23 protein-coding genes and 1 tRNA gene are annotated in these 22,646 nt (G+C 64.6%); 6 read left to right on the plus strand and 18 right to left on the minus strand.

The annotated features are described in order from the left end of the window. Positions 1–100 precede the first annotated feature (100 nt). The 14 genes from A6A05_RS12430 to A6A05_RS12495 form a co-directional block, all read right to left on the minus strand. On the minus strand, positions 101–1,423 hold the full coding sequence (locus A6A05_RS12430; RefSeq protein WP_068501456.1) for a hypothetical protein: 1,323 nt from the start codon (positions 1,421–1,423) through the stop codon (positions 101–103). 240 nt (positions 1,424–1,663) lie between these two features. Further along, entirely contained in the window at positions 1,664–1,960 is a 297-nt protein-coding gene (rpmB, locus tag A6A05_RS12435) for a 50S ribosomal protein L28 (protein ID WP_068501460.1), read from the minus strand. A 158-nt stretch (positions 1,961–2,118) separates the two neighbouring features. After that, positions 2,119–2,538, minus strand: a complete 420-nt coding sequence (locus A6A05_RS12440) for a cupin domain-containing protein (RefSeq protein ID WP_068501465.1) — start codon at positions 2,536–2,538, stop codon at positions 2,119–2,121. A 14-nt stretch (positions 2,539–2,552) separates the two neighbouring features. Continuing rightward, the gene (locus A6A05_RS12445; RefSeq protein WP_068501468.1) at positions 2,553–3,125 is read right to left on the minus strand and encodes a protein phosphatase CheZ; all 573 of its coding nucleotides are present in this window, start codon (positions 3,123–3,125) and stop codon (positions 2,553–2,555) included. 101 nt (positions 3,126–3,226) lie between these two features. Further along, positions 3,227–4,222: a methylmalonyl Co-A mutase-associated GTPase MeaB gene (meaB, locus tag A6A05_RS12450; RefSeq protein ID WP_068501471.1), complete on the minus strand. Its 996-nt coding sequence runs from the start codon at positions 4,220–4,222 to the stop codon at positions 3,227–3,229. A 13-nt stretch (positions 4,223–4,235) separates the two neighbouring features. Then, complete coding sequence (locus tag A6A05_RS12455) at positions 4,236–4,556, minus strand: hypothetical protein (protein ID WP_068501474.1); 321 nt, start codon at positions 4,554–4,556, stop codon at positions 4,236–4,238. 132 nt (positions 4,557–4,688) lie between these two features. Continuing rightward, on the minus strand, positions 4,689–6,338 hold the full coding sequence (gene groL, locus A6A05_RS12460; protein WP_068501477.1) for a chaperonin GroEL: 1,650 nt from the start codon (positions 6,336–6,338) through the stop codon (positions 4,689–4,691). A 40-nt stretch (positions 6,339–6,378) separates the two neighbouring features. Then, a complete protein-coding gene (gene groES / locus A6A05_RS12465; RefSeq protein WP_068501479.1) occupies positions 6,379–6,666 on the minus strand; it encodes a co-chaperone GroES in 288 nt (95 codons plus the stop codon). Between the two features lie 159 nt (positions 6,667–6,825). Further along, entirely contained in the window at positions 6,826–7,359 is a 534-nt protein-coding gene (locus A6A05_RS12470) for a BON domain-containing protein (RefSeq protein ID WP_068501483.1), read from the minus strand. Further along, entirely contained in the window at positions 7,356–8,051 is a 696-nt protein-coding gene (locus tag A6A05_RS12475; protein ID WP_172822276.1) for a TVP38/TMEM64 family protein, read from the minus strand. The genes A6A05_RS12470 and A6A05_RS12475 overlap by 4 nt, the downstream gene beginning before the upstream one ends. Beyond that, positions 8,048–8,794, minus strand: coding sequence for a glycosyltransferase family 2 protein (locus A6A05_RS12480; protein WP_068501486.1), 747 nt, complete (start codon positions 8,792–8,794; stop codon positions 8,048–8,050). Before A6A05_RS12480 ends, A6A05_RS12475 begins: the two co-directional genes overlap by 4 nt. Then, positions 8,791–9,744: an acetyl-CoA carboxylase carboxyltransferase subunit alpha gene (locus A6A05_RS12485; RefSeq protein ID WP_068501489.1), complete on the minus strand. Its 954-nt coding sequence runs from the start codon at positions 9,742–9,744 to the stop codon at positions 8,791–8,793. Before A6A05_RS12485 ends, A6A05_RS12480 begins: the two co-directional genes overlap by 4 nt. A gap of 65 nt (positions 9,745–9,809) precedes the next feature. Beyond that, positions 9,810–11,645, minus strand: a complete 1,836-nt coding sequence (locus tag A6A05_RS12490) for a transglycosylase SLT domain-containing protein (RefSeq protein WP_068501492.1) — start codon at positions 11,643–11,645, stop codon at positions 9,810–9,812. Positions 11,646–11,779: 134 nt separating this feature from the next. Beyond that, a complete protein-coding gene (locus tag A6A05_RS12495; protein ID WP_068501495.1) occupies positions 11,780–12,586 on the minus strand; it encodes a uracil-DNA glycosylase in 807 nt (268 codons plus the stop codon). Between the two features lie 152 nt (positions 12,587–12,738). On the opposite strand from A6A05_RS12495, the gene A6A05_RS12500 reads away from it, so the two are divergent. The 4 genes from A6A05_RS12500 (at position 12,739) to A6A05_RS12515 (ending at position 17,155) form a co-directional block, all read left to right on the plus strand. Further along, positions 12,739–14,343, plus strand: a complete 1,605-nt coding sequence (locus tag A6A05_RS12500; RefSeq protein ID WP_068501497.1) for an electron transfer flavoprotein-ubiquinone oxidoreductase — start codon at positions 12,739–12,741, stop codon at positions 14,341–14,343. A 114-nt stretch (positions 14,344–14,457) separates the two neighbouring features. Then, entirely contained in the window at positions 14,458–16,188 is a 1,731-nt protein-coding gene (locus A6A05_RS12505) for a tetratricopeptide repeat protein (protein WP_068501500.1), read from the plus strand. Further along, positions 16,185–17,042, plus strand: a complete 858-nt coding sequence (locus A6A05_RS12510) for a 4-(cytidine 5'-diphospho)-2-C-methyl-D-erythritol kinase (RefSeq protein ID WP_068501503.1) — start codon at positions 16,185–16,187, stop codon at positions 17,040–17,042. Before A6A05_RS12505 ends, A6A05_RS12510 begins: the two co-directional genes overlap by 4 nt. A gap of 38 nt (positions 17,043–17,080) precedes the next feature. Then, positions 17,081–17,155, plus strand: a tRNA-Gln gene (locus A6A05_RS12515). A 163-nt stretch (positions 17,156–17,318) separates the two neighbouring features. On the opposite strand, the gene A6A05_RS20225 is transcribed toward A6A05_RS12515, so the two are convergent. The 3 genes from A6A05_RS20225 to A6A05_RS12535 are packed head-to-tail and all read right to left on the minus strand — an operon-like array spanning position 17,319 to position 20,807. Then, on the minus strand, positions 17,319–18,914 hold the full coding sequence (locus A6A05_RS20225; RefSeq protein ID WP_082910928.1) for a TniQ family protein: 1,596 nt from the start codon (positions 18,912–18,914) through the stop codon (positions 17,319–17,321). A 13-nt stretch (positions 18,915–18,927) separates the two neighbouring features. Beyond that, complete coding sequence (locus tag A6A05_RS12530) at positions 18,928–19,839, minus strand: TniB family NTP-binding protein (RefSeq protein ID WP_068501511.1); 912 nt, start codon at positions 19,837–19,839, stop codon at positions 18,928–18,930. 2 nt (positions 19,840–19,841) lie between these two features. Beyond that, positions 19,842–20,807 (minus strand): Mu transposase C-terminal domain-containing protein, encoded by a 966-nt coding sequence (locus A6A05_RS12535; RefSeq protein ID WP_216635795.1) that lies wholly within the window; start codon positions 20,805–20,807, stop codon positions 19,842–19,844. Here A6A05_RS12535 and A6A05_RS12540 point away from each other — a divergent pair. Beyond that, on the plus strand, positions 20,790–21,194 hold the full coding sequence (locus tag A6A05_RS12540; protein WP_156521041.1) for a hypothetical protein: 405 nt from the start codon (positions 20,790–20,792) through the stop codon (positions 21,192–21,194). The two genes, A6A05_RS12535 and A6A05_RS12540, sit on opposite strands and share 18 nt — an antisense overlap. 57 nt (positions 21,195–21,251) lie before the next feature. Further along, on the plus strand, positions 21,252–22,067 hold the full coding sequence (locus A6A05_RS12545) for a hypothetical protein (RefSeq protein WP_156521042.1): 816 nt from the start codon (positions 21,252–21,254) through the stop codon (positions 22,065–22,067). Here the strand turns inward: A6A05_RS12545 and A6A05_RS12550 are convergent, their stop codons facing one another. After that, positions 22,068–22,646 carry a YqaA family protein gene (locus A6A05_RS12550; RefSeq protein WP_068501521.1) on the minus strand — a complete coding sequence of 193 codons (579 nt, stop codon included), beginning with the start codon at positions 22,644–22,646 and terminating at the stop codon, positions 22,068–22,070.

Raw genomic sequence — 22,646 nt, forward strand, 5'->3', positions numbered from 1 at the left:
ATGCAAGCCGCCGCAGCCGCCAGCCCCGCCCAATGCCGTCTGGATCAATCCGCCAGCTGAGAGAATTGCTGCCTAAATTGTCAGACGCAGTGTCGCGGATTCATTGACAGGTTCCGTTCTCATAAAACGGGAACAGGTCATGAAGTGTGCCGTGAACGTGCGACCAGAAGGGGTCGCTCACACCCTCGAATGAGTTCGCAATGGCCTCCAGCGATTTGTACGTCAGTTCCGCTACGGCCTCGATAATGTTGCCGTGGTCGTACCCGTCGGCGTTGCTCTGATAGAGATCGTAAATTCGGTCGGCCGGAAGCGTCGCGAGGTGTTTCCGCGTGATTTTGATGAGGGTCGCGACACCGGAAGTGGCCTCAATACTGAGGCCGCTCTCAAGGCTGTTCGCACGCTTCATCTCGCTCAGTTCACGGAACACGCTTTCGTAAATATCCTGAAGATGGAAAAAATTCGGCCCAGGCCAGTAGCTGCCTTCGCCAAATGCGGCCTGTAGGCTCAGTTCGGCGGCTGCGTTCAGCCGCATCATCATAGCCCTTGTTGGAGCGCCGAGGCTGCCGAAAAGAATGCCTGCAAACGGCGTGTAGGTCCGCGCGATAAAATGGTCACCAAACAGGCTTTCCGACAGAACGGGGGCCACGCTGAAGCCACCATAGCCGACCTCACGGGACATCATGCTCTGATCGAGCAGGATCGTCTGAAGTGCGAGTTCCTGCACAAAGCGTTCGGCATGGCGCGAGCTTAAGCGCTTTCTGGCGAGAGCGTTCATGATATCCGCTGCCAGCCAGGGTGAAGATGTAACGAGCGCGGCGCAGAATTTATGGTCGGATATTATGCCGAAAAACGACGCGGCATATCGGCCATCTTTGATCATTCCTCGGTACCGAAATAACATAAAGGCACTGAACTCACGTCGCTCCTCGATGAAATTGGCCAAGCGAATGAGAAACGGCAGATTGCGCGCAAGGTCTCCCGCGAAATCCACGCAATCTCGCTCGTTGCCTTCCTCCAGTAGCGCTGCACCAGCCCGGACAAACCGCTCGACGGTCCCTGCCCGGATTGTGATTGGCGCTAAAGACCCAAATGCCAGGGAGCCATAGGCCGTGACAAACAATATGATGCCGACGAATTCCCAGAAGAGCGGATGGCCTATGATCGCAACGCGGGGGATTGGAAATTGAGGAAGAAGTGCGGCTATCGCGATTGGCAAGGTTCCGACGAAAACCAAACCGTAAATCGCGATTAGAGAAATGCGGCGCACCTTCAATCGGAACAGGTAGATGGGCTTGAGAAACTGGGGGACGATCAGCGTTACGCCAAGCGCAGCGACCACATCGCCGAGTGTGAAGTAGACGATGGCCGTGTTTGCTGGGTCGTAAGCGCAGCCTTCCAGCGACAACCCCAGACAGCTCGGCATAGTAGCCCTATTCTACATATTTGGCCGTAGCAATTGCAAAGGGTCGCAGAGCTAGCAGGACGGGTCCACCCAAATCTAAGCCGTGATGGAATTGCCTTGCATGAGGCGCCCGCGGCCGCGGGTATATTTGCCTTCACGGTGCCTTTGTTCCACGAGTACATGCTGCGCGCCATGCCGGCATGACGCGAAAAGGCCCGGGATTTCTCCCGGGCCTTTTAAGAAAAGCAGCGGCGACCGAAATTAGGCTTCGGCCTTGGCAGCCAGGGCCTTCTCGACGCGGCGCTTCAGGCGGCGCGACTCGTCGGTCAGGCGGCTGTCGTTGGTGGTGGTCAGATAAGCATCCAGGCCGCCATTGTGCTCGATGGTCTTCAGACCGCGGGTCGAGACCTTGATGCGAACCATCTGGTTCAGCGCGTCCGACAGCACCGAAGTGTCCTGCAGGTTGGGCAGGAAGCGACGACGGCTCTTGTTGTTGGCGTGGCTGACGTTGTTGCCGGTCAGGACGCCCTTGCCGGTGATGGAGCAACGACGGGCCATAAGCGTATCCTCTCTCGTCTCGTTCTGGCGGCTTGAAGAATCGCCGCGCGCATGACAAATCCGGTCCTGGGCAAGCCCGGGGAAGCCGCGTTTTTAAGGGGCTAACCGCCCTTCGTCAAGCGGATTCAGACAAGCCCGGAGCAGGCCGGGGGCAGGGGCTACTTTTTAACATCAAGGACGACGTTGCTGGCCCCTTCGGCACCCATGGAAACGGTCAGAATCTTGACCGGAACGGTGCCGCGATTCAGCCCGCGATGGGTGACGGCCATGGCTTCGACGAAGGAATCGCCGGCCTTGAAGTCGCGCGTGCCATGGCTGCCGTAATCCACCGTCAGCTCGCCTTGCTGGATCAGCGCGAACATCGGCGTGCCGTGCTGGTGCAACACGGTCTCGGCACCGGGCATGATGGTCACGATGCTGGCGGTGACCCGGGCCGGCCCGGTGGCCGGGTAATGGATGGTCTCGCCCAGGATGGTGGTGCCGGTGGCCAGCAGCTCAAGGGTGGGATAGGCGGTCTGGGCGCCGGCCCCGCCGGCGACCAGCGCGCACAGTCCGGTTGCCAGCACAAGAGTCTTCATCGCCACGGCCCGATCTAGCCGAACAGCTTGTCGATGTCGGTCTGGGCCAGCATGCGATCGACCTCGTCCTGGCTGACGCCCTGGCCGGGCAATTGCGGCCCGTGCAGCAGGTTCTTGTCGGGGTCGTCCTGCTTTTCCTTGATCTCGACCACCACCTTGGTCAGCTCTTCACGGCCCCAGGTGAAGATGATGGCGTTGATGCGCTCCTCGACGAACTTCATCGAGTTGACCACCTTGGTGATGCGCTGGCCGGTGATGTCCTGGAACGAGCAGGCCTCGAACACGGTGTTCACCTTGTCGGTGACCTGGTCGAAGATTTCTCCCAGCTTGCCGCCCTGGCAGTAGGTCCGGGCCTCGCCCATCAGATTGTCGATGCCCTCGACGCTTTCCATGATCGAGTTGGTCGCACCTTCGGTGGCGCGGACGATGGCGTCCAACTGCTCGGACATCGAGCCGAAATGGTCCTCGGCGCCGGGGGGATTCAGCGCGGCCAGTTCCTTGCGGATATTTTGAAGGTGGCCGAACAGGCCGACCAGCTCTTTCTTGAGGATCAGCGAGTCTTGGGCCGACGGGTCGAGCTGGTTCATGTCAGGGGTCCCGAAGGGTCAAAAATGCGAGAAACACATCCTAATGTGCCCAGAGCCGCGCCGCAAAGCGAATTGGGCATTGGTATGGGGGTATTCCTCGTTCATTCGGACGATGGCGCCCGGCTGCGAAAGGCCTCGACCAATTGGCGGGCGGCGGCGCCGGGGGCCAGGAAGCCCCGGGTGACGCCCGCTTCCAGATCGGGCAACTGGCGGGCGACCGATGGGTCGTCCTTCAGGGTCTGCAGCAGTGTCTCGGCGATTTCGCTCCACATCCAGGCATGGGCCTGTTCGGCGCGGCGTTCCTCGAAGCGGCCGCTGTCCTTCATGGTCTGGCCGAACGTCTCGACGGTTTCCCACACCTGGTCGATGCCGGATCGCGCCAGCGCCGAACAGGTCAGCACCGGCACCATCCAGGCGGCGTTGGCCGGGGTCAGCAGATGCAGGGCGTTGCGATAATCCCGCGCCGCCCGGCCGGCCGCCGCTTCCAGGTCGCCGTCGGCCTTGTTGACGATGATGGCGTCGGCCAACTCCACGATACCCTTCTTGATGCCCTGCAACTCGTCGCCGCCGCCCGGCACCAGCAGCAGCAGGAACAGATCGACCATGTCGGCCACCGCCGTCTCGCTTTGGCCGACGCCGACGGTTTCGACCAGGATGACGTCGAAGCCGGCCGCCTCGCACACCAGCATCGCCTCGCGGGTGCGGCGCGCCACGCCGCCCAGGGTGCAGCCGGATGGGCTGGGGCGGATGAAGGCCCGCTGGTCGCGCGACAATTCCTCCATGCGGGTCTTGTCGCCCAGGATCGAGCCGCCCGAGCGTGGACTGCTGGGATCAACCGCCAGCACCGCCAGGCGGTGGCCGCGTTCGACCACGTTCAGGCCGAACGCCTCGATGAAGGTCGACTTGCCGGCGCCGGGGACGCCGGTGATGCCGACGCGGATCGAGCGGCCGGCATGGGGCAGCACCTCGTGCAGCAGGGCCTCGGCGGCCAGGCGATGGTCGGGGCGGGTGGATTCGATCAAGGTGATGGCGCGGGCCAGCGCGCGGCGCTCGCCGGCCAGCAAGGCCCTAGCCAGGGATTGCGGATCAGGGAACAAGGGCGTCTTCGTCCTATTTCTTCTTGTCGGCAAGGAAGGTGGTGATGGCCATGGCCACCAGCTTGGCCCGGCTTTCATCGTCCAGATGGTCAAGGATCTGGCGCTTGGCCCGGACGGTGGCGGTGGCCTGGCGCAGCAGGGCCTGGCGTTCCGGGCTGATGAATTCCGGCACCGAGGAGTCAAGGCGCTGGCGGGTCTGCTGGGCGGTGGCCTGGGGCCGGCGCTGGGCCTGGACCGCCTGCGACACCGCGCACGGCGCCATCTCGGCGGCGCGACGCTGGATCGCCGCCTCGGCCTCTTTCTCGAACATCGCCTTCAGGAAACCGAACATCATGCCTCGGGGCAGGTCGTGCGCATGGGGGTATGGTAAACCGATCCGTCGCCGGTTGCCAGCCGGGCAACAAAAAACCCCCTTCCCGAGGGAAGGGGGTTTCCTGAACGATCGGCTGAGCCGAGAGGCCTGGACTTAGAAGTCCATGCCGCCCATGCCGCCCATGCCGCCCATGTCGCCGCCCGGCATCGGGGGCAGGTCGCGCTTGGGCTTCTCGGCGATCATCGCCTCGGTGGTGATCAGCAGGCCGGCCACCGAAGCGGCATCCTGCAGAGCGGTACGGACCACCTTGGTCGGATCGATGATGCCGGCCTTGATCATGTCGGTGTAGGTGCCGGTCTGGGCATCGAAACCGAAATTGGCATCGTTCGAGTCCATCAGCTTGCCGGCGATGACCGCGCCGTCATGACCGGCGTTCTCGGCGATCTGACGGACCGGGGCCTGCAGGGCGCGACGGACGATTTCGAAGCCGACCTTCTGGTCTTCGTTGGCGGGCTTCAAGCCGGCCAGCACCTTGATGGCGTACAGAAGAGCGGTACCGCCACCGGCGACGATGCCTTCCTCGACCGCGGCGCGGGTGGCGTGCAGGGCGTCATCGACGCGATCCTTACGCTCCTTCACCTCGACCTCGGAGCCGCCGCCGACCTTGATCACGGCGACGCCACCGGCCAGCTTGGCCAGACGCTCCTGCAGCTTCTCGCGGTCGTAGTCCGAGGTGGTCTCCTCGGTCTGCGCACGGATCTGCTTGCAGCGGGCTTCGATGTCGGTCTTCTTGCCGGCGCCATCGACGATGGTGGTGTCTTCCTTGGTGATGGTCACGCGCTTGGCGGTGCCCAGCATGTCCAGCGACACGGTTTCCAGCTTGATGCCCAGATCTTCCGAGATGACCTGGCCACCGGTCAGGATGGCGATGTCTTCCAGCATGGCCTTGCGGCGATCGCCGAAGCCCGGAGCCTTGACGGCGGCGACCTTCAGGCCGCCACGCAGCTTGTTGACGACCAGGGTGGCCAGGGCCTCGCCCTCGACGTCCTCGGCGATGATCAGCAGCGGACGGCCGGACTGCACGACGGCTTCCAGCACCGGCAGCAGCGGCTGCAGACCCGACAGCTTCTTCTCGAACAGCAGGATGTAGGGGCTGTCCAGCTCGACGGTCATCTTCTCGGCGTTGGTCACGAAGTACGGGCTGGTGTAGCCGCGGTCGAACTGCATGCCCTCGACGACGTCCAGCTCGGTGTCCAGGCCCTTGGCTTCCTCGACGGTGATCACACCCTCGTTGCCGACCTTCTCCATGGCCCGGGCGATCATGTCGCCGATCTCGCGCTCGCCATTGGCGGAAATGGTGCCGACCTGGGCGATTTCCTCGTTGGTGGCAACCTTGCGCGAGCGGCTCTTGACGTCCTCGACGACGGCGGCGACGGCGATGTCGATGCCGCGCTTCAGATCCATCGGGTTCAGGCCGGCGGCGACGGCCTTGCAGCCTTCGCGGACGATGCTTTGCGCCAGCACGGTGGCGGTGGTGGTGCCGTCACCGGCCAGATCGGCGGTCTTCGAGGCCACTTCGCGCACCATCTGGGCGCCCATGTTCTCGAACTTGTCGGACAGCTCGATCTCCTTGGCGACGGTGACGCCGTCCTTGGTGATGCGCGGCGCGCCGAAGCTCTTTTCGATCACCACGTTGCGACCCTTCGGGCCCAGGGTAACCTTCACGGCATCGGCGAGAATGTCCACGCCGCGCAGCATCTTGGCGCGCGCTTCGGTGGAGAACTTGACTTCTTTGGCAGCCATTTTTGTAAACCTCGTAAATCCTGAATGGCGGGGACGAATCTTAGGCGAGGATGCCCAGGATGTCGGATTCCTTCATGATCAACAGCTCTTGGCCGTCGAGCTTGACTTCGGTGCCGGACCACTTGCCGAACAGGATGCGGTCGCCGGCCTTGACGTCCAGGGCGACAAGCTTGCCATCCTCGCCGCGCACGCCGGAACCCACGGCGATCACTTCGCCCTGCATCGGCTTTTCCTTGGCGGTGTCGGGGATGATGATTCCACCCGCGGTCTTCTCCTCCGCGTCGATGCGCTTCACCAGCACGCGGTCATGGAGCGGTCGGAACTTCATGTAAAAACCTCCGTCAAATGCGGTTTGGTCATAAAGAGCGCCCAAGAGTGGCTGTTAGCACTCTTCGGCGACGAGTGCCAACGATCTAGGGGGGGTTCCCCACAGAGTCAAGCGAGAAACCGTGGATTTTTAGAGTGTGTTAAGCTAGTGCCTTGATTTTCAAGGCTGAACAATATGGGTCACCACCCACTTGATGCCTTCGACCTCGCCGGCATCGGCCTTCAGTTGGGCTGCGGCCTCGGGCGTACCGCCGCCGATCAGAAAGGCGACGCCGTTGATCACCCGGACAATCAGGCCGGCCTTGCCTTCAAGGCCCAACTGTCGGCGCACCGCATCCTCGCGGGCGAAGTCGGGCCGGAAGAATTCCAGCGCCGGCAGTTCGGCCAGCACCAGTTCGTTGGCGATCGACCCCACGCCTTCGACCGCGCGGGCGGCCTGCTCGGCGCGGCGGCGCTGCTCGGGCTTGACCACCGCGCCCATCAGCACGACATGGCCGCCCCATACCTCGACTGTGACGGCCCGAAAGGCGGCGCGGTCGGCATCGGTGATCTTGCGGGCGACGACATTCTTCAAGACGTCGTCGCGATTGGCGACGGCGCGCGGGCGATCTTGGGTGGTCACCACCGGCTTGGCCGGTTCGGCGCCCTGGCAGGCGGCCACCAGCAGGGCGAGCAGGAGAGCCAGCCGCCTCATGACACGTCGCCTTCGTCGCGATCCTTGCGGTAGCGGCGCCACAACAGCAGCCCCAGGACCGTCGAGACGGCGAACAGAACCACCGACACGGCGGTCGAGATCACCGGGTCCAGTTCGATGCCGCCGCCCAGCAGGGCGAAGACGATGGTCTGCGGCAGATAGCCCAGGGCCGAGCCGGCGAAGAAGGGTAGCGGCCGCACGCCTGACACGCCGGCGACCAGATTGGTGGTCAGATTGTGGGTGAAGGGGGCCAGCCGCAACACCAGGGCCATGCCCAGCGTGTTGTCGGCCAGGAAGGAATCGAGCTTGCTGACCTTGTCGGGGAACTTGCGGGCCAGGAACGAGCGGGCCATGAAGCGGGCATAGAAGAACACGCCGACGGCGCCGGTCACGGTCGCCAGCAGGGCCAGGCCGGTGCCGATCACGATGCCGAAGGCGTAGCCGGCCAAAAAGGCCACCACCTGGCGCGGCAGGCCGACGGCGGTGAACAGGGCGCCGACCACCACGAACAGCGCCTCGCCGGTCAGGCCTTGGCCGCGGATATGCTCGTCGATCCAGCCTTGTTCCAGCAGGTGCTTGAGGCCCAGTCCTTCGAACAGCAGGCCAAGGGCTGCGAGCGTCACGATCAGGACGATGCCGCGCACCAGTACGCGCGGGCGCCAGATCGACGGGCGGAGCGCGGCTTGGGTCACTGGCCGGGCTCGACCACCGGATTGCGCGACCGGCGCATCAGCCACATGACGCCCAGCAAATCGGGGACGCCGACCAGGGCGCGGCGCAGGTTGGAATAATTGGAGCTGCCGGCCCCGCGCGGGCGGTGATTGACCACCACCGATTCCACTTTGCCGCCGGCCCGGATGGTCAAGGCCGGCAGATAGCGGTGCATGTGGTCGAAGCGCGGCAGGTCCAGGAACAAGGCGCGGGAAAACAGCTTCGAGCCGCAGCCGGTGTCGGGGGTGTTGTCCTTCAGGGCCCAGGCGCGGATGGCGTTGGCCGCCTTCGAGGCCCACCGCCGGGACGAGGTGTCCTTGCGGTTGGCCCGCCAGCCGGCGATCAGCAGCTTGTCGCGGGTGGCGTCCGGCTCGGCCTTCCAGCGCGCCAGCATGGCGGGGATGTCGGCCGGGTCGTTCTGGCCGTCGCCGTCCAGCATGGCGATGATCGGCGCCTTGGCATGGCGGACTGCGGTGGCGATGGCCTGGCTTTGGCCGCAGCTGAAGCGATGGCGGACCCACGACAGCATGGGGAAGCGGGCCTTGGCCTCGGCCAGCCGCTGCGGCGTGGCGTCGGTCGAGCCGTCATCGACATAGACGATCTCGAAATTGGTCACGCCGGACAGGGCGGCGTGAATCTCGCCGACCAGGGTCAGGATGTTGTCGGCCTCGTTCTTGACCGGCACCACGACGGCCAATTCTGGCGTCCCGGCCGTCTCGCTCACGCCAGACCCGCCCGTCCCATTTCCAGGAACTTGTCGCGCCGCTTGGCCCGCAACACGCCGCCATCGATGCCGGCCATGTCGGCGAAGGCCGTGTCGATGGCCGTGCCCAGATTCTGCATCGCCAGGTCGGGATTACGGTGCGCGCCGCCCAGGGGCTCGGGGATCACGCCGTCGCAGACGCCCAGCTTGTGCAGGTCCTGCGCGGTCAGGCGCAGCGCCTCGGCGGCGTCCTTGGCGTTCTCGCCGGAACGCCACAGGATCGAGGCGCAGCCCTCGGGGCTGATCACCGAATAGATGGCGTGTTCCAGCATCAAGACGGAATTGGCCGCCGCCAGCGCGATGGCCCCGCCCGATCCGCCTTCGCCGATCACCACCGAGACGAAGGGGACACGGATGTCCAGGCAGGTCTCGATCGAGCGGGCGATGGCCTCGGCCTGGCCGCGCGCCTCGGCGTCGATGCCGGGATAGGCGCCGGCGGTATCGACCAGGGTCAGGACCGGCACCTGGAAATGGTCGGCCATCTCCATCAGCCGCTTGGCCTTGCGATAGCCCTCGGGCTTGGCCATGCCGAAATTGTGCCTGAGGCGGCTTTCGGTGTCGTGGCCCTTTTCGTGGCCCAGCACCATGACCGACTGGCCGCGAAAGCGCCCCAGTCCGCCGATGATGGCCTGATCCTCGCCGAAGCAGCGATCGCCGGCCAGCGGCGTGAAGTCCTCGATCAGGGCCTTGATGGTGTCGAGCGCGTGCGGCCGATCCGGGTGGCGAGCCACCTGGGTCTTCTGCCAAGGGGTCAGCTTGGCGTAGGTCGAACGCAGGAGCTTGTCGACCTTGACCTGAAGGCGTCCCACCTCGTCGGCGATGTTGACATCGCCGGCATCGGTCAGGTGACGCAGCTCCTCGATCTTGCCCTCAAGCTCGGCGATGGGCTTTTCGAATTCCAGGATATGCATGGGCCAGCTTCATACCACAGCGGTCGGCGGGAGCAAGTGAAAGCGACGCAATGTTGATGTCGATTTCAGCTTTTCGCTCCCTTGCGCCGGGCCACCAGGTCGGCCCCCTCGTACAGCGGCCAGGTGCCGAACGCCACCGAATCCAACGACGGCGAGCTTTGACCCAGGCGCGAGCGATAGATCCAGTAATTGCTCATCACCCGCTCGACGAAAGCGCGGGTCTCGCGCGACGGCAGGGCCTCGATGAACAGCAACGGGTCGTTGTTGTGCTTCATGCCGCCCAGCCACTGGGAAAGCTTGCCGGGGCCGGCATTGTAGGCGGCGGCCAGCAGCAAAAGGTTGCCGTTGACCGGCTCCTCGGCCATCAGCTTGGTCAGGTACTTCTGACCCAGGGCCAGGTTCAGTTGCGGGTCGGACAAGCTGTCCTTGACCGCGCGGCCGCCGGCCATGGTCTGGGCGGTCCGGGGCATCAGCTGCATCAGGCCGGCGGCGCCGGCCGGGCTCTTGGCCTTGGGATTGAACGCCGATTCCTGACGCACGAAGGCGAAGACCAGGGACTTGTCGATGGTCCAGCCGCCGGTGGGCGTCCAGTCCGGCACCGGATACGAGGCGGCATCGCTGGTCATGCCCGGGGCCATGCCGCCCAGACGGACCGACAGGCCCGGCATGTCGCCGGTATGGGCCAGCACCATCATCGATTGCTTGACCGGCTTGGTGGCGCGCGGATAGGCCTTGCGCAATTCTTCCTCGGCCGCCGCGTTCATGCCCAGCTGCAGCAGGCCCAGCGCCCGCTTGGCCCCTTGCACGCGCATCAGCACATCGGCATCGGCCTCGGTGAAGGGCGGGGTTTCCCAGGCGAACAGGGTCTCGTAGCCCAGGGTCTGGCGGGCCAGCAGGCCATAGAAGGTGCGCGGATAGGTCGCGGCGACTTCCAGCCAGTGGTTGACCACCTCGGGGCGCTTGGCCACCAGGTTCGACCGCGCCGCCCAGAAGGCGCCGGCGGCGACCATCCAGCTGGACGCGGTTTCGGAATTGGCGATTTCCTCGAAATGGCGGTGTGCCAATTCGGGCTTGCCCTGGCGCCACTGGGCCAGGCCGGCCACCCAATGGGCGGCGGGCAGTTCGTCACCCGATCGCTCGGCCGCCTGTCCAGCCCACGCCGCCGCTTCGGAATCGCGGCCGCCGGCGAAATGGTCGGTGGCCATGATGACCTTCAACTCGTCGATTTCCAGGCGCTCGAGCGCCCGGGCGTCGGGACCGGTCAGCAGGGACAGCGCGGCGGCGCCGTCGCCCTTCTTCAGCAGGGTGCGGAACTTGATCTTGAGGGCACGCCCCTTGGGATTGCCGCGATCGGCCGAGAACGACAGCTCTTCCCAATTGGCGCCGTCGTCGGAATTGTCGATGCCGACGCCCTTGAGCCCGCCCTTGACCGGCGGCTTCAGCGCGCCGAAGCCCTTGACGCCCTTGGTGGTCGCCAGCTTGTAGATGGCTTCGGCCTGCGGCAGCTCGGCATAGTCGGCCATCCAGGCGCGCAGTTCCTGGTACTTGGGCTTGGCGCCCGATTGCAGGTAGCGCTGGGCCAGCACGTGACCCTTCAGCAGATCGTCCTTGATGTGCCCCATCTCGCGCTCGGCGGCGGCCCACTGGCCGGCCGCCTGCAGCTTGAAGATGCGGGCATAGGTCGCGGAATCGGCGGCCGACAGCGGCTTGGGCAGCGGTGCGACCCGCGCCTCGCGGCCGATGCCGGGCAATATTGCGGCCGTCACCGTGCCGTCGCCACGGGCGGCGCTCGCCACCTGGTGGCCGGACGCGGCGCGGGAGGGATTGAGGTCACCGGCCAGAGCCGGTGAGGTCGCGGCCATGATGGCTGCCATCAGGACCGGGAGGAGCCTGTCGCGCAAGGCTGTTCTCCTCATGTTGTTATCGAAAATATCGAACACCATGCGCGGTTTTATAAATGACCTCGGGCCCGGAAGCAACCCTTGAATCCAGGAAAAGCTCGAAAAGTGGCTGAAATGTGTTTTAAATCAGGTCATTAGGTGACTTGGTTCAATCGCTTCCAAACCGCCAGCAAATCCCGCCATGCCTCGCGTTTGGCCGCCGGGGTGCGCAACAGATAGGCCGGATGGAAGGTGGCCATGGCCGGAAGCGGGCGCGGCAGGCCCGGCGACGAGAAATCGTGCCAGTGTCCGCGCAGTCGCATGATGCCCTCGTGCCGGGCCAGCAACGCCGAGGCCGAGGCGCCGCCGAACAGGATCAGCACCTGTGGATCGACCAGTTCGATATGACGGGTGACGAAGGGCAGGCACACCGCCACCTCATCCGGCGTCGGCTTGCGATTGTCCAGCGGCCGCCACGGCAGGACGTTGGTGATGTAGGCGCTGGAGCGGTCCAGCCCGATCGAGGCCAGCATGCGGTCCAGCAATTTGCCCGAGCGGCCGACGAACGGGCGGCCCTGGCGGTCTTCCTCCTGGCCGGGCGCCTCGCCGATGCACATGACCTTGGCTTCGGGGTTGCCGTCGGCGAAGACCGTCGACAGCGCGGTCTTCTTCAGCGGCAAGCCGTCGAAGGCCTCCATCGCCAGGCGCAATTGCTCGAGATCGTGGCATTCGGCGGCGATATGGGCGGCGGTGCCACCGGTCGGGACAATCACGGCCGGTCCGGCGGCGGGGCGGGGCGGGGCGGGGCGATCGGGACTTGGCGCGGCGGCCACGGCAACCGGTACCGGCCGGGGGGGCGGCTGGGCCTGGAAACGGTCCATCGCCACCTCGCCGATGGTCTCGTCGGCGCCGGCGTCGATATACCAGCGCAGCAATTGGTCGGGGGCGAGTTCGGGCGGCATGGCGGCTAACAAAATATCACCGGCGGGTCCCTGATTGAAGGATTCGTGTCTTTCGCGCGACGTATGGTATAGAGGCCGCCTTGGCCTCACGAGCAGGTGCCGTCCAACGAGCGTGGAGCAGGGCGGCCGATTATCGGGGATTGTGGAGCGCGATGGAACGAGATTCGATGGAATTCGATGTGGTGATCGTCGGTGCCGGCCCGTCCGGACTGGCGGCCGCGATCCGCATCAAGCAGATGAACGCCGATCTGTCGGTGTGCGTGCTGGAAAAGGGCTCGGAAGTCGGCGCCCACATCCTGTCGGGCGCTGTGTTCGAGACCCGGGCGCTGGACGAACTGATCCCCGATTGGCGGGATCGGGGCGCGCCGCTGGCCACCATGGCGATGGACGACCGCTTCCTGTTCCTGACCGAAGGCAAGGCCATCCGCCTGCCGACGCCGCCGCAGATGAACAATCACGGCAATTACATCATCAGCCTGGGCAATCTGTGCCGCTGGCTGGCCGGCCAGGCGGAAGAACTGGGCGTCGAGATCTATCCCGGCTTCGCCGCGGCGGAAGTCCTTTATCACGAGGACGGCTCGGTCAAGGGCGTCGCCACCGGCGACATGGGCATCGGCAAGGATGGCGAGCCCACCGGCAATTACACCCCGGGCATGGAACTGCATGCCCGCCAGACCATCTTCTCGGAAGGCTGCCGCGGCAGCCTGACCAAGACGCTGTTCGACAAGTTCAATCTGCGCGCCGAGTGCGATCCGCAGACCTATGGCATCGGCATCAAGGAATTGTGGGAGATCGATCCGGCCAAGCACAGCCTGGGCAAGATCGTCCACACCGTCGGCTGGCCGCTGGACAGCCAGACCTATGGCGGCTCGTTCCTTTATCACCTGGAAGACAATCAGGTGGTGGTCGGCTTCGTCATCGGCCTGGATTACAAGAACCCGCATCTGTCGCCGTTCGACGAGTTCCAGCGCTTCAAGACCCATCCGGCCATCCGCCCGACCTTCGAGGGCGGCCGACGCATCGCCTATGGCGCGCGTGCCATCTCGGAAGGCGGCATCCAGTCGGTGCCGGGCCTGACCTTCCCCGGCGGCCTGCTGGTCGGCGACACCGCCGGCTTCCTGAACGTGCCCAAGATCAAGGGCAGCCACACCGCCATGAAGTCGGGCATGGTCGCCGCCGAGGCGGTGGTCGCCCTGCTGTCCGATGGTTCGGGCAACCAGGCCCACGCCTATCCGCGCGAGCTGAAGAAAAGCTGGCTGTGGAGCGAGCTGCACAAGGTCAGGAACATCCGTCCCAGCTTCCACAAGGGGCTGTGGGCCGGCATCGCCTATTCGGCGCTCGACACCTATCTGTTCATGGGCAAAGCGCCGTGGACCTTCCATAACCACGACGATCATTCTGTCCTGGGCAAGGCTTCGGACTATCCGAAGATCGCTTATCCCAAGCCCGACGGATTGGTCAGCTTCGACAAGCTGTCCTCGGTGTTCATCTCGAACACCAACCACGAGGAAAACCAGCCGGCGCACCTGAAGCTGAAGGACGAAGGGGTGCCGATCTCGGTCAATCTGGCCCTGTACGACGCCCCCGAGCAGCGTTACTGCCCGGCCGGCGTGTACGAGATCGTCGATGGCCCGGCGCTCAGGATCAACGCGCAGAATTGCGTGCACTGCAAGACCTGCGACATCAAGGACCCGACCCAGAACATCAACTGGACCGTCCCCGAGGGTGGGGGGGGGCCCAACTATCCCAACATGTAGCCTCCCCGAGAAAGACGGTGCGCCGGGGATTGAATCGGTTATGATGAAACCGATTTCTCCTCGACGCCAAGCCGATCGGGCTGGGCGGGCGCATCACCTCTTCAAGGACGATTGATGGTGCTTTGGTGCAAGCGGGGTGGGGCGGCGATGGCCGCCTTCGCCATGGTCGCGGTTCTGACGACCGGATGCGGACCGCGTTCCGGCGGCGGCACGGCGGCGGGATCGGCCGACGAGGTTCGGCCGGCGGCGCGCTCGGCCCTGTCGGGCTATCTGGCCGGCCGATTGGCGCAAGGGGTGGGCGACAGCCGCTCGGCCGCCGATTATTATGCCCAGGCGCTCAAGCACGATCCCGACAACACCGAATTGCTGCAACGGACCTTCAGCCTGATGGCCGCCGAGGGGCGGCTGGATGTCGCCCAGCCGCTGGCCGAGCGGGTGCTGGCCTTCGACGCCGATCAACCGCTGCCGCTGGTGGTGGCCGGTCTTGGCGCCGCCCAGGCCGGCCGCTGGGCCGAGGCCGAGGCCAAGTTCGCCCAGTTGCCCAAGCGCGGCATCAACGCCATTCTGGGGCCGCTGATGGTGGCCTGGGCCAAGGTCGGCGCCGGTGACCAAGGCGCCCCGCTGGCGCTGGAAGCTTTGGCCAAGACCAAGGGGCTGGAGCCGCTGGCGGCCTTCCACGGGGCGCTGATCGCCGATATCGGCGGCCGCGTCCAGGTGGCCGAGGACGGTTATCGCACGGCGCTGTCGACCCAATTGTCGGTGCGCGGCATCGAGGCGGCGGGGTCGTGGTACCAGCGCACCGGCCGGCTGGACGAGGCGGCCAAGCTTTATTCCCGCTATCAGGGCGACCACCCCGACAGCATGTTGTTCGACGCCAAGCGCCTTCTCAGCCAGGGCGGAGGGATCGCGCCCGTCGTGCCCGACGCCCGCGCCGGCCTGGCCGAGGCGCTGTTCGACATCGCCTCGCTGATGCGCCAGGGCAATGCCTCGGACGTGGCGATGCTTTATGCCCGCCTGGCCCTGTGGATGCGGCCGGACCTGCCGCTGGCCCAGACCACGGTGGCCGACATCCTGGTCGGTCAGGGCCGCCTGGCCGAGGCCAACCGCCAGTACCTGTCGGTGCCGAAGGGGCACCCGGCCTTCACCTATGGCCGGCTGCGGGTGGCGATCAACCTGGACGAGTTGAACGATACCGAGGGGGCCCTGTCCGCCCTGGACGAACTGGCGCGCGAGCGTGCCGACAGCCTGGAGGCGCTGGTCACCAAGGGCGACATCCTGCGTCGGCGCAAGCGCTTCGCCGAAGCGGCGACGGCCTATGACCAGGCGGTCGGCCGGGCCGGCGTGCTGCAATCCCACCACTGGGCGCTGCTTTATAGCCGCGCCATCTGCTACGAGCGTTCGAAGCAATGGCCCAAGGCCGAGGCCGACTTCCAGGAAGCCCTGCGGCTCAAGCCCGATCAGGCCGACGTGCTGAACTATCTGGGCTATTCCTGGGTCGATATGGGCATGCACCTGGACGTCGCCCGCAAGATGCTGGAAAAGGCGGTCGAGTTGCGCCCGCGCGACGGCGCCATCGTCGATAGCATGGGCTGGGCGCTCTATCGCCTGGGCGATTACCACGGCGCCGTGCGCTATCTCGAGCGCGCCGCCGAGCTGAAGCCCGAGGACCCGACCATCAACGACCATCTGGGCGACGCCTATTGGCAGGTCGGCCGGGTCGAGGAAGCGATGTTCCAGTGGCTGCGCGCCAATTCGCTGGAGCCCGAGCCCGAGCAGATCGAATCCCTGAAGGACAAGATCCGCACCGGCCAGGTCCCGGCCAAGCCGGTGGTTCGCCAGCAGTGACCCTGGCCGAGTTCGCCCCGGCCAAGATCAACCTGTACCTGCACGTCACCGGCAAGCGGGGCGACGGATACCATTTGCTGGATTCGCTGGTGGTGTTCGCCGGCATCGGCGACAGCGTGTCGGTGGCGCCGGCCGAGCATCTGACGCTCGCCATCGACGGCCCGATGGCGGCCGGCCTGGCCGCCGATTCCTCCAACATCGTGTGGAAGGCGGCCGAAGCGCTGGCGGCGCGCGCCGGGACCCGCGCCGGGGCGGCGATCACCCTGACCAAGCGGCTGCCGGTCGCCTCGGGCATCGGCGGCGGTTCGGCCGACGCCGCCGCCACCTTGCGGGCACTCGAGCGTTTGTGGGGCATCACCCTGCCGGCGGCCGACCGCCACGGCCTGGCCCTGTCGCTGGGGGCCGACGTGCCGGTCTGCCTGGCCGGACGGCCAGCCCGCATGAGCGGGGTCGGCGAGCGCCTGGAGCCGGTACCGGCGCTGCCGCCCTTATGGCTGGCCCTGATCAACCCTCGGGTGCCGTTATCGACGCCTGCGGTGTTCAAGGCCCGCCAGAACTGCTTTTCCGACCCGGCGGCGCTGGAAACCATGCCGCGCGACGCCGCCCACCTGGCGGCGCTGCTGGCGGCCCGGCGCAACGACCTGACCGCCGCCGCCATTTCGCTGGCCCCCGAGGTGGCGACCGCCCTGGCCGGCCTGGCCGCCTGCGACGGCTGCCTGCTGGCCCGCATGTCGGGTTCGGGGGCGACCTGCCTGGGCCTGTTCGCCTCGGCCGAGGCGGCGGCTGGGGCGGCTCGCACGCTTGGCGCGCTGCATCCCGGCTGGTGGTGCGAATCGGCGCCGATGCTGACTTGAATCCAAGGCCGGTTCCGATTAAGGTGCGGCCCCGCTGTTGGGGCGTCGCCAAGCGGTAAGGCACCGGTTTTTGGTACCGGCATTCCCAGGTTCGAATCCTGGCGCCCCAGCCACCTTCTTGATCATCAATGATTTCAATGGGCTGCGGCCAGTGACGGATCCCGCATTTCCCGCGAGTTTTCCCAGATATTCGTCGAATCGTGAGGGGGCGGCGGGCAATTTTCCCACAAATTCGTTGAATTCCTGGCATTCAACCCAATTGTGGTAGAAAAGGCGCTACCGATCGTCGCTCGGTCCGAGATCGTCCAAATCATTCCTGGCCAGGGCCAACATCGTCTGCCGGTGCTTCTTCACGGTCGGAACCGCGATTCCGATTGCCTCTGCCACCGCTTGCGCCTTCACGCCCGACAGCAATAGCCGCCCGCCTTCCAACAATTTCTCGCGCGGGACCGGCTTCTTCCCCAAGGTGAAACGCCCCTCGGCCACGCCGTCCATGATCACCGTCTTGGACCACGACACATGGCGACGCCGCTGTGCAGCCTCCAGCAATCCAACCACGTCAAATAACGCCTGCCCCCTTGGCGTTCCCGTGTGAATTTGGACATCCAACAGCCATAGGTGAAAGCCAGCCTCCTGAAAGCGTTCAATCGTTGTCATCGTTTCCAAGGTCGAGCGCCCAAGAAATTCGAGTCCCATGACGACGATCGTATCGCCCCGTCGTGCCGCTTTCAGCATGGCCCGCAAACCGTATCGGGGATCGGTCGAGCCCACCAGGGCATCATCCACGTAGATCGCCGTGTCTGGCACGCCGACGATCCGCAGCACCCCGATTTGTCGATCGAGAATCTTGTCCATGTTGACGTCGGCGTCACTGTAGCGATTGGCATAGCCGACAAGACGTCCGGCCCCGACCTCGGCTGGAATCTGACCATCCCAAGGGACCAGCCGTTCACTGGCATATATCACGCTGTTCCAGACCGGCCCGCGCGCTTCCAGACGCTCTCGCCCCAGTTCTTCAGCCTGCCCATCGCGCCAGGCCGTACTGGGTCTGCGCATCCATTCCAGGCCACCCCCTATTTCGTTGGGCGCGAAATAAAGATGCCAGAAGTTGCTTTTGCCATTGATGACACTGATGGCCCGCTTGATCAGGGCCTCTCCCTTCTTGGCCAATTCCTCGATCGGCATCCCGCCCAGTACCGCATCGAGGTAGAGCGATACGTCCGTAATATCCGCCTTCTCGCGCTGGGACAAAGGTATGGCGGCCACCTGCCGAAGATCGCCTGCGCAATGAGCACAGAAGCAGATGCCATCCAGATGCTTGGCCAAATGCGGCTTGATCTGCCCTCGGCAATGGGGACAGCAATGCTGCAAGCGAATGCCATGGCGCTCGCAGCCAGTGGCGAAACGAGTTCGCCACTCCATGCGCATGAACGGCTCTTCGTCTTCCGCAAGGCATTGCGGGCAATAGGCCAGATAGGCAACGTCCCGTTCGGGCTCCTCGGCATCCTTTGCCGTTACGTTAGGACGAAGCATCAGCTTCGGGCTGGCGGCGACAAAGCGCCCGATGAAGTCATCACGATCGATCAACCGTGCAGGCCGGAGAGGGGCGGCACGCAAAATTCGTTCAACCGGTTGGTCGGCCTGTCGAGCGATGTAATCCGCCAATTCCGATGACGGCGAACGATCCATCCACCCCTTCCCGGTTGGACCCGCAGCTGCCGATAAAATTTCGTGCAATGCTGCCGGCGCCAACCCGTTGGCAACAGCCAGCCGACATATCCAACTGGAGAGAAGTTCGCCATCGATCAGTGGCGGACGCACCGGCCATATCTGCCCGTCGTTTCCATCCGGGGGAATTATTTCGATATCCATGACTGCCGCCCCCTCAGTCCACCCGCATAGCGGCAGCCGAGGCTCGCCGCGCTGAGGGCGGCTGGAAATCGACGGAGTCAAACAGGGCGAGATCGATCCGCTCCGTGCCAGTCCGAACTGCGGCTTCCGCCGCCCGCACCAGCAAGGCAACTATTTCACCGAGAATGCCCTCTGACATCGCCACGATGCGGCGCGTCAACACCGGATTGGTCAAATCCGAAGGGCGGCGAAGCGGCAGCGTTTGTTCGAAGCTGGCCAGCAAATCCTGTAATTCGCTGTCATCCCGCCAACGCGGCAATGGGAATGGCTCGAACCGATTGGCCAGTTGGTCATCGGAATGGATCACCTGCAACGCATCCTTGGTGCCGACACCCACCAATGGAATTTGCAGGTCGTTACCAAGGTTCTTCAGCAAATTCAGCATCTCACTGAGTTTGTTGGTCGGCCCGGCCAGCGCATTGTTGATCTCGTCGATCACCAGCATCTGCACGCCCGTAGCTCGCAGCAACCGTATAGCTTGCCCTTCTTTCTCCACCAAACGATGGCCACGGCGGGTTGGGGCCGAGAGCGCCTCCAGGATGGCCTGATAAAAGCGCAACGGATCCGCTGCGCTGGGCATCTGCACCCGCAGCACCGGAATGACGTCGGCCCTGCCGTCGAGAGAAAGTCCACGAGCATGGTCTCGGCGAAACTTCTCCACCACCATGGTCTTGCCGTTGTTAGTGGGGGCGACGATCAACAGATTGGGCATCCGCATCTTCTTGGGGTGCGCCAACAGCCATTGCAGCTTCGCCAGTGCCTGCCCGGCCCGGGTATAGCCCACCCAACGATCTTTCTGAATCCACTCGATGCGAACGGAATCGTCCATCAACGCGATCTCACGAACCTGTGGAGCCAGGTGAGCAAGCGGCGAAGTGTCGTCCATGGTCACCACTCCTCCACATCGAATGGCTTGGGAATGCGGCGTGGAGTCGCATCCGGCTTTGCGGGCTCAGGTATCGGGGACTGTGTCGCAACACGTTGCGCCCCATCCGGCGAACTGGTCCGCCGTCGCTCAGCCTGTCTCCGCGCTGTCTTGGTGGCCGCAGCAGCCTCGTCGACAATCGCTCGCATCTTCTCGATCCGATCGAAGATGGAGGCTTCATCGATGTGTCGTCGCCCCTCGGCCCGCAGTTCGGACAGAACGGCATTGTGTTCCCAAAGGCTGATGGGCGGCCGGTGGCGAGCCTTGTACACCAAGGCGTAGTAAATGCCGCTGTCAGTCAACAACCACACCCGAGACAGGTCACGGGGGTCATAGCGGACGATGTAGGAACCGCCATCATTGATCAGCGGTCGGATCGTATCCGCCCAGTAATGGATATGATTGAGCAGAACCCCTTCCTTGGTCACCGCGTGACGTTTAAAGGGTAGGAAGTCGATCAGGAAGTGCTCCGGGTCCGCGATCCTGGCTGGCAACCCACGACCAAGCACACCACCAGATCCCAAGATACCGCTCTCCCACGCAGCCAATGGCGACATGCCCAGGGCGGAGTGGATGCTCTGGTGGTAAACATCGATCCCCAGCGCCAACCACGTTTCCAATTCGGGCAGGGTCATGCAGGCATGCTTCTCGGGGTCATAATCGCCCTTGTCGGCAATGTTCGAGAACGTGGTGCCCGGCAGCATGTGCACCTTGCCCATCATGGTGCCGATTGCCCTCTCGATATGGCCGCCATAGCGGGGCGTTCGCACTGGCCGATAGGCGTGGTCCATTTCCTGTTCATCGGCCTGACCATCGGCATCGGCGGCATGTTTGGCGGCAATGCGTCTGACCTTGACGCTGGCGGCCAGCTGTTCTTGTACTTCAACGCTGCCATCGTCCTGGTCGGAACCATGGTCGCCTTCGCCCACCACGATTCCGACCCCGACTACCAGGCCGCCTACGATCACTATCGCAGCACCAAGAAGACCTTCGACCGGGTCAACGAGCGCTACGAGGTCGAACGTCACAAGCTGCAGCGCCGTTTCGACATCAAGAGCGCCAGCAACGCCCGCGAGGTCGAGCGGCTACAGGTCGAAGTCGATGTGACCTTCAAGGCGCTGGCCAATCTGGAACGGCAGAAGACCGGTTTCATCGACCGCATTCTGCACGTGATGCGCATGCGCCTGACGGCGTACCAAAGCGCCAATCTGCGCGCGCGGCGCCAACGGCCTTCCGGTCCCAGCCTATTTCGGCGAGGCGAGAATCGCCGCCGAGGCCATGCGCATCCGCGCCGAGTTCGACACCATTCCCGATGACGAGGAATTGGCGACCCCCCAAGCCGTTCCGCAATTCGCGTGATGGAGAAGCTTGCGATGCATCGTCCGCTTTCGACCCTGCTGGCCGCCGCCTTCACCCTCGTTGTCGCCGATCCCGCCGCCGCCGCAAGCAAGCGGTTCTGCGACACCTATCAGTCGGGCAAGGAAAGCGTGCTGCTGCTGATAGACCGCACATCCGCCGGCCGGCCCGAGCAGGCCGTCGTCGCCGCCGCCAGCGAGGCCGTCCTGGGCCGAGTGGCCGGTGATGCGCTCAGACCCGAGCGCATGACCCTGACCAACGGCATCTTGGCCCCGGGGCAGCATCTCGAGGTCTCCACCCTGTCGGGCAGCGTCTCGCAGCGCAAGGTCCTCTATGATGATTGTCGGCCGGGTCGCGCCGCGAGCTGGACCAATATCGTCGATCGACCGCTCGACCCGATCATGGTGGCCCGTCAAGACCGCGATTTCGCAGCCGAAGTTTCCGCCGCCATTGACAAGGAGATGTCCAAGCCCGTCTCGACCAAGGATTCCGCCCTGATCGACACCCTGGCTCGGGTCAGCCGGGATTACTCGGAAGGCGCCATCAAGAAGGTGGTGATCGCCTCGGATCTGCTGGAAAACGTCCTGGTCACCCTGCTGCCTAAGAAGGGCAAGCCCCAGGTGCTGACAGAGGATGAACTGCGCGAGGCCTTGCGAACCGTCGCCGTCAAGAATGGCTTCGCCTCGGTGAAGGGGGCGGAGGTCATCGTCTTCGGCTTTGGCGTCGATGATCGCGACCGCTCGCGCCTGGACCCTGACGCCGAACGTATCATCGAGCGATTCTGGCGGTCCTATTTCCAGCAATCGGGAGCGACTTTTCGGGCCAACCCCTGATTACAGCAGCTTCACCACCAGGAACCCGCCGACCAGCAGCACCACCGCAATCGTGGTAACCAGCTTCAGGCGCTTTTCGACGAAGTCGCGAATCGGCGGGCCGAACTTCCACAACAGGGCGGCGACCAGGAAGAAGCGCATGGCGCGGGCGATGAAGCTGGCGAAGGTGAAATCCAGCAGATCGAACTTGAAGGCGCCGGCGGCGATGGTGATCAGCTTGTAGGGGATGGGGGTGGCGCCCTTGACGATGATCACCCACACCCCGTACTGGTCGACCAGCGGCTTGAAGGCGGCGAACTTCTCGGTCAGATGGAAGGCGGCCAGCACCCAGGCGCCGACGCTGTCCATGAAATAATAGCCGATGGCATAGCCAAGATAGCCGCCGGCCACCGACGACAGCGTGCAGATCAGCGCGATGCGGAACCACCGGGTCGGCGCCGCCAGCACCAGCGGGATCAACATGATGTCGGGCGGGATCGGAAAGACCGAGCTTTCGATGAACGAAATCAAAGCCAGCCACCAGATCGCATGACGGTGCGCCGCCTTGTCCATCATCCAATCATAGGTCTTTTGCAGCAT

This window comes from Magnetospirillum moscoviense (genome assembly GCF_001650635.1).
In the GTDB taxonomy this organism is placed as follows: domain Bacteria; phylum Pseudomonadota; class Alphaproteobacteria; order Rhodospirillales; family Magnetospirillaceae; genus Magnetospirillum; species Magnetospirillum moscoviense.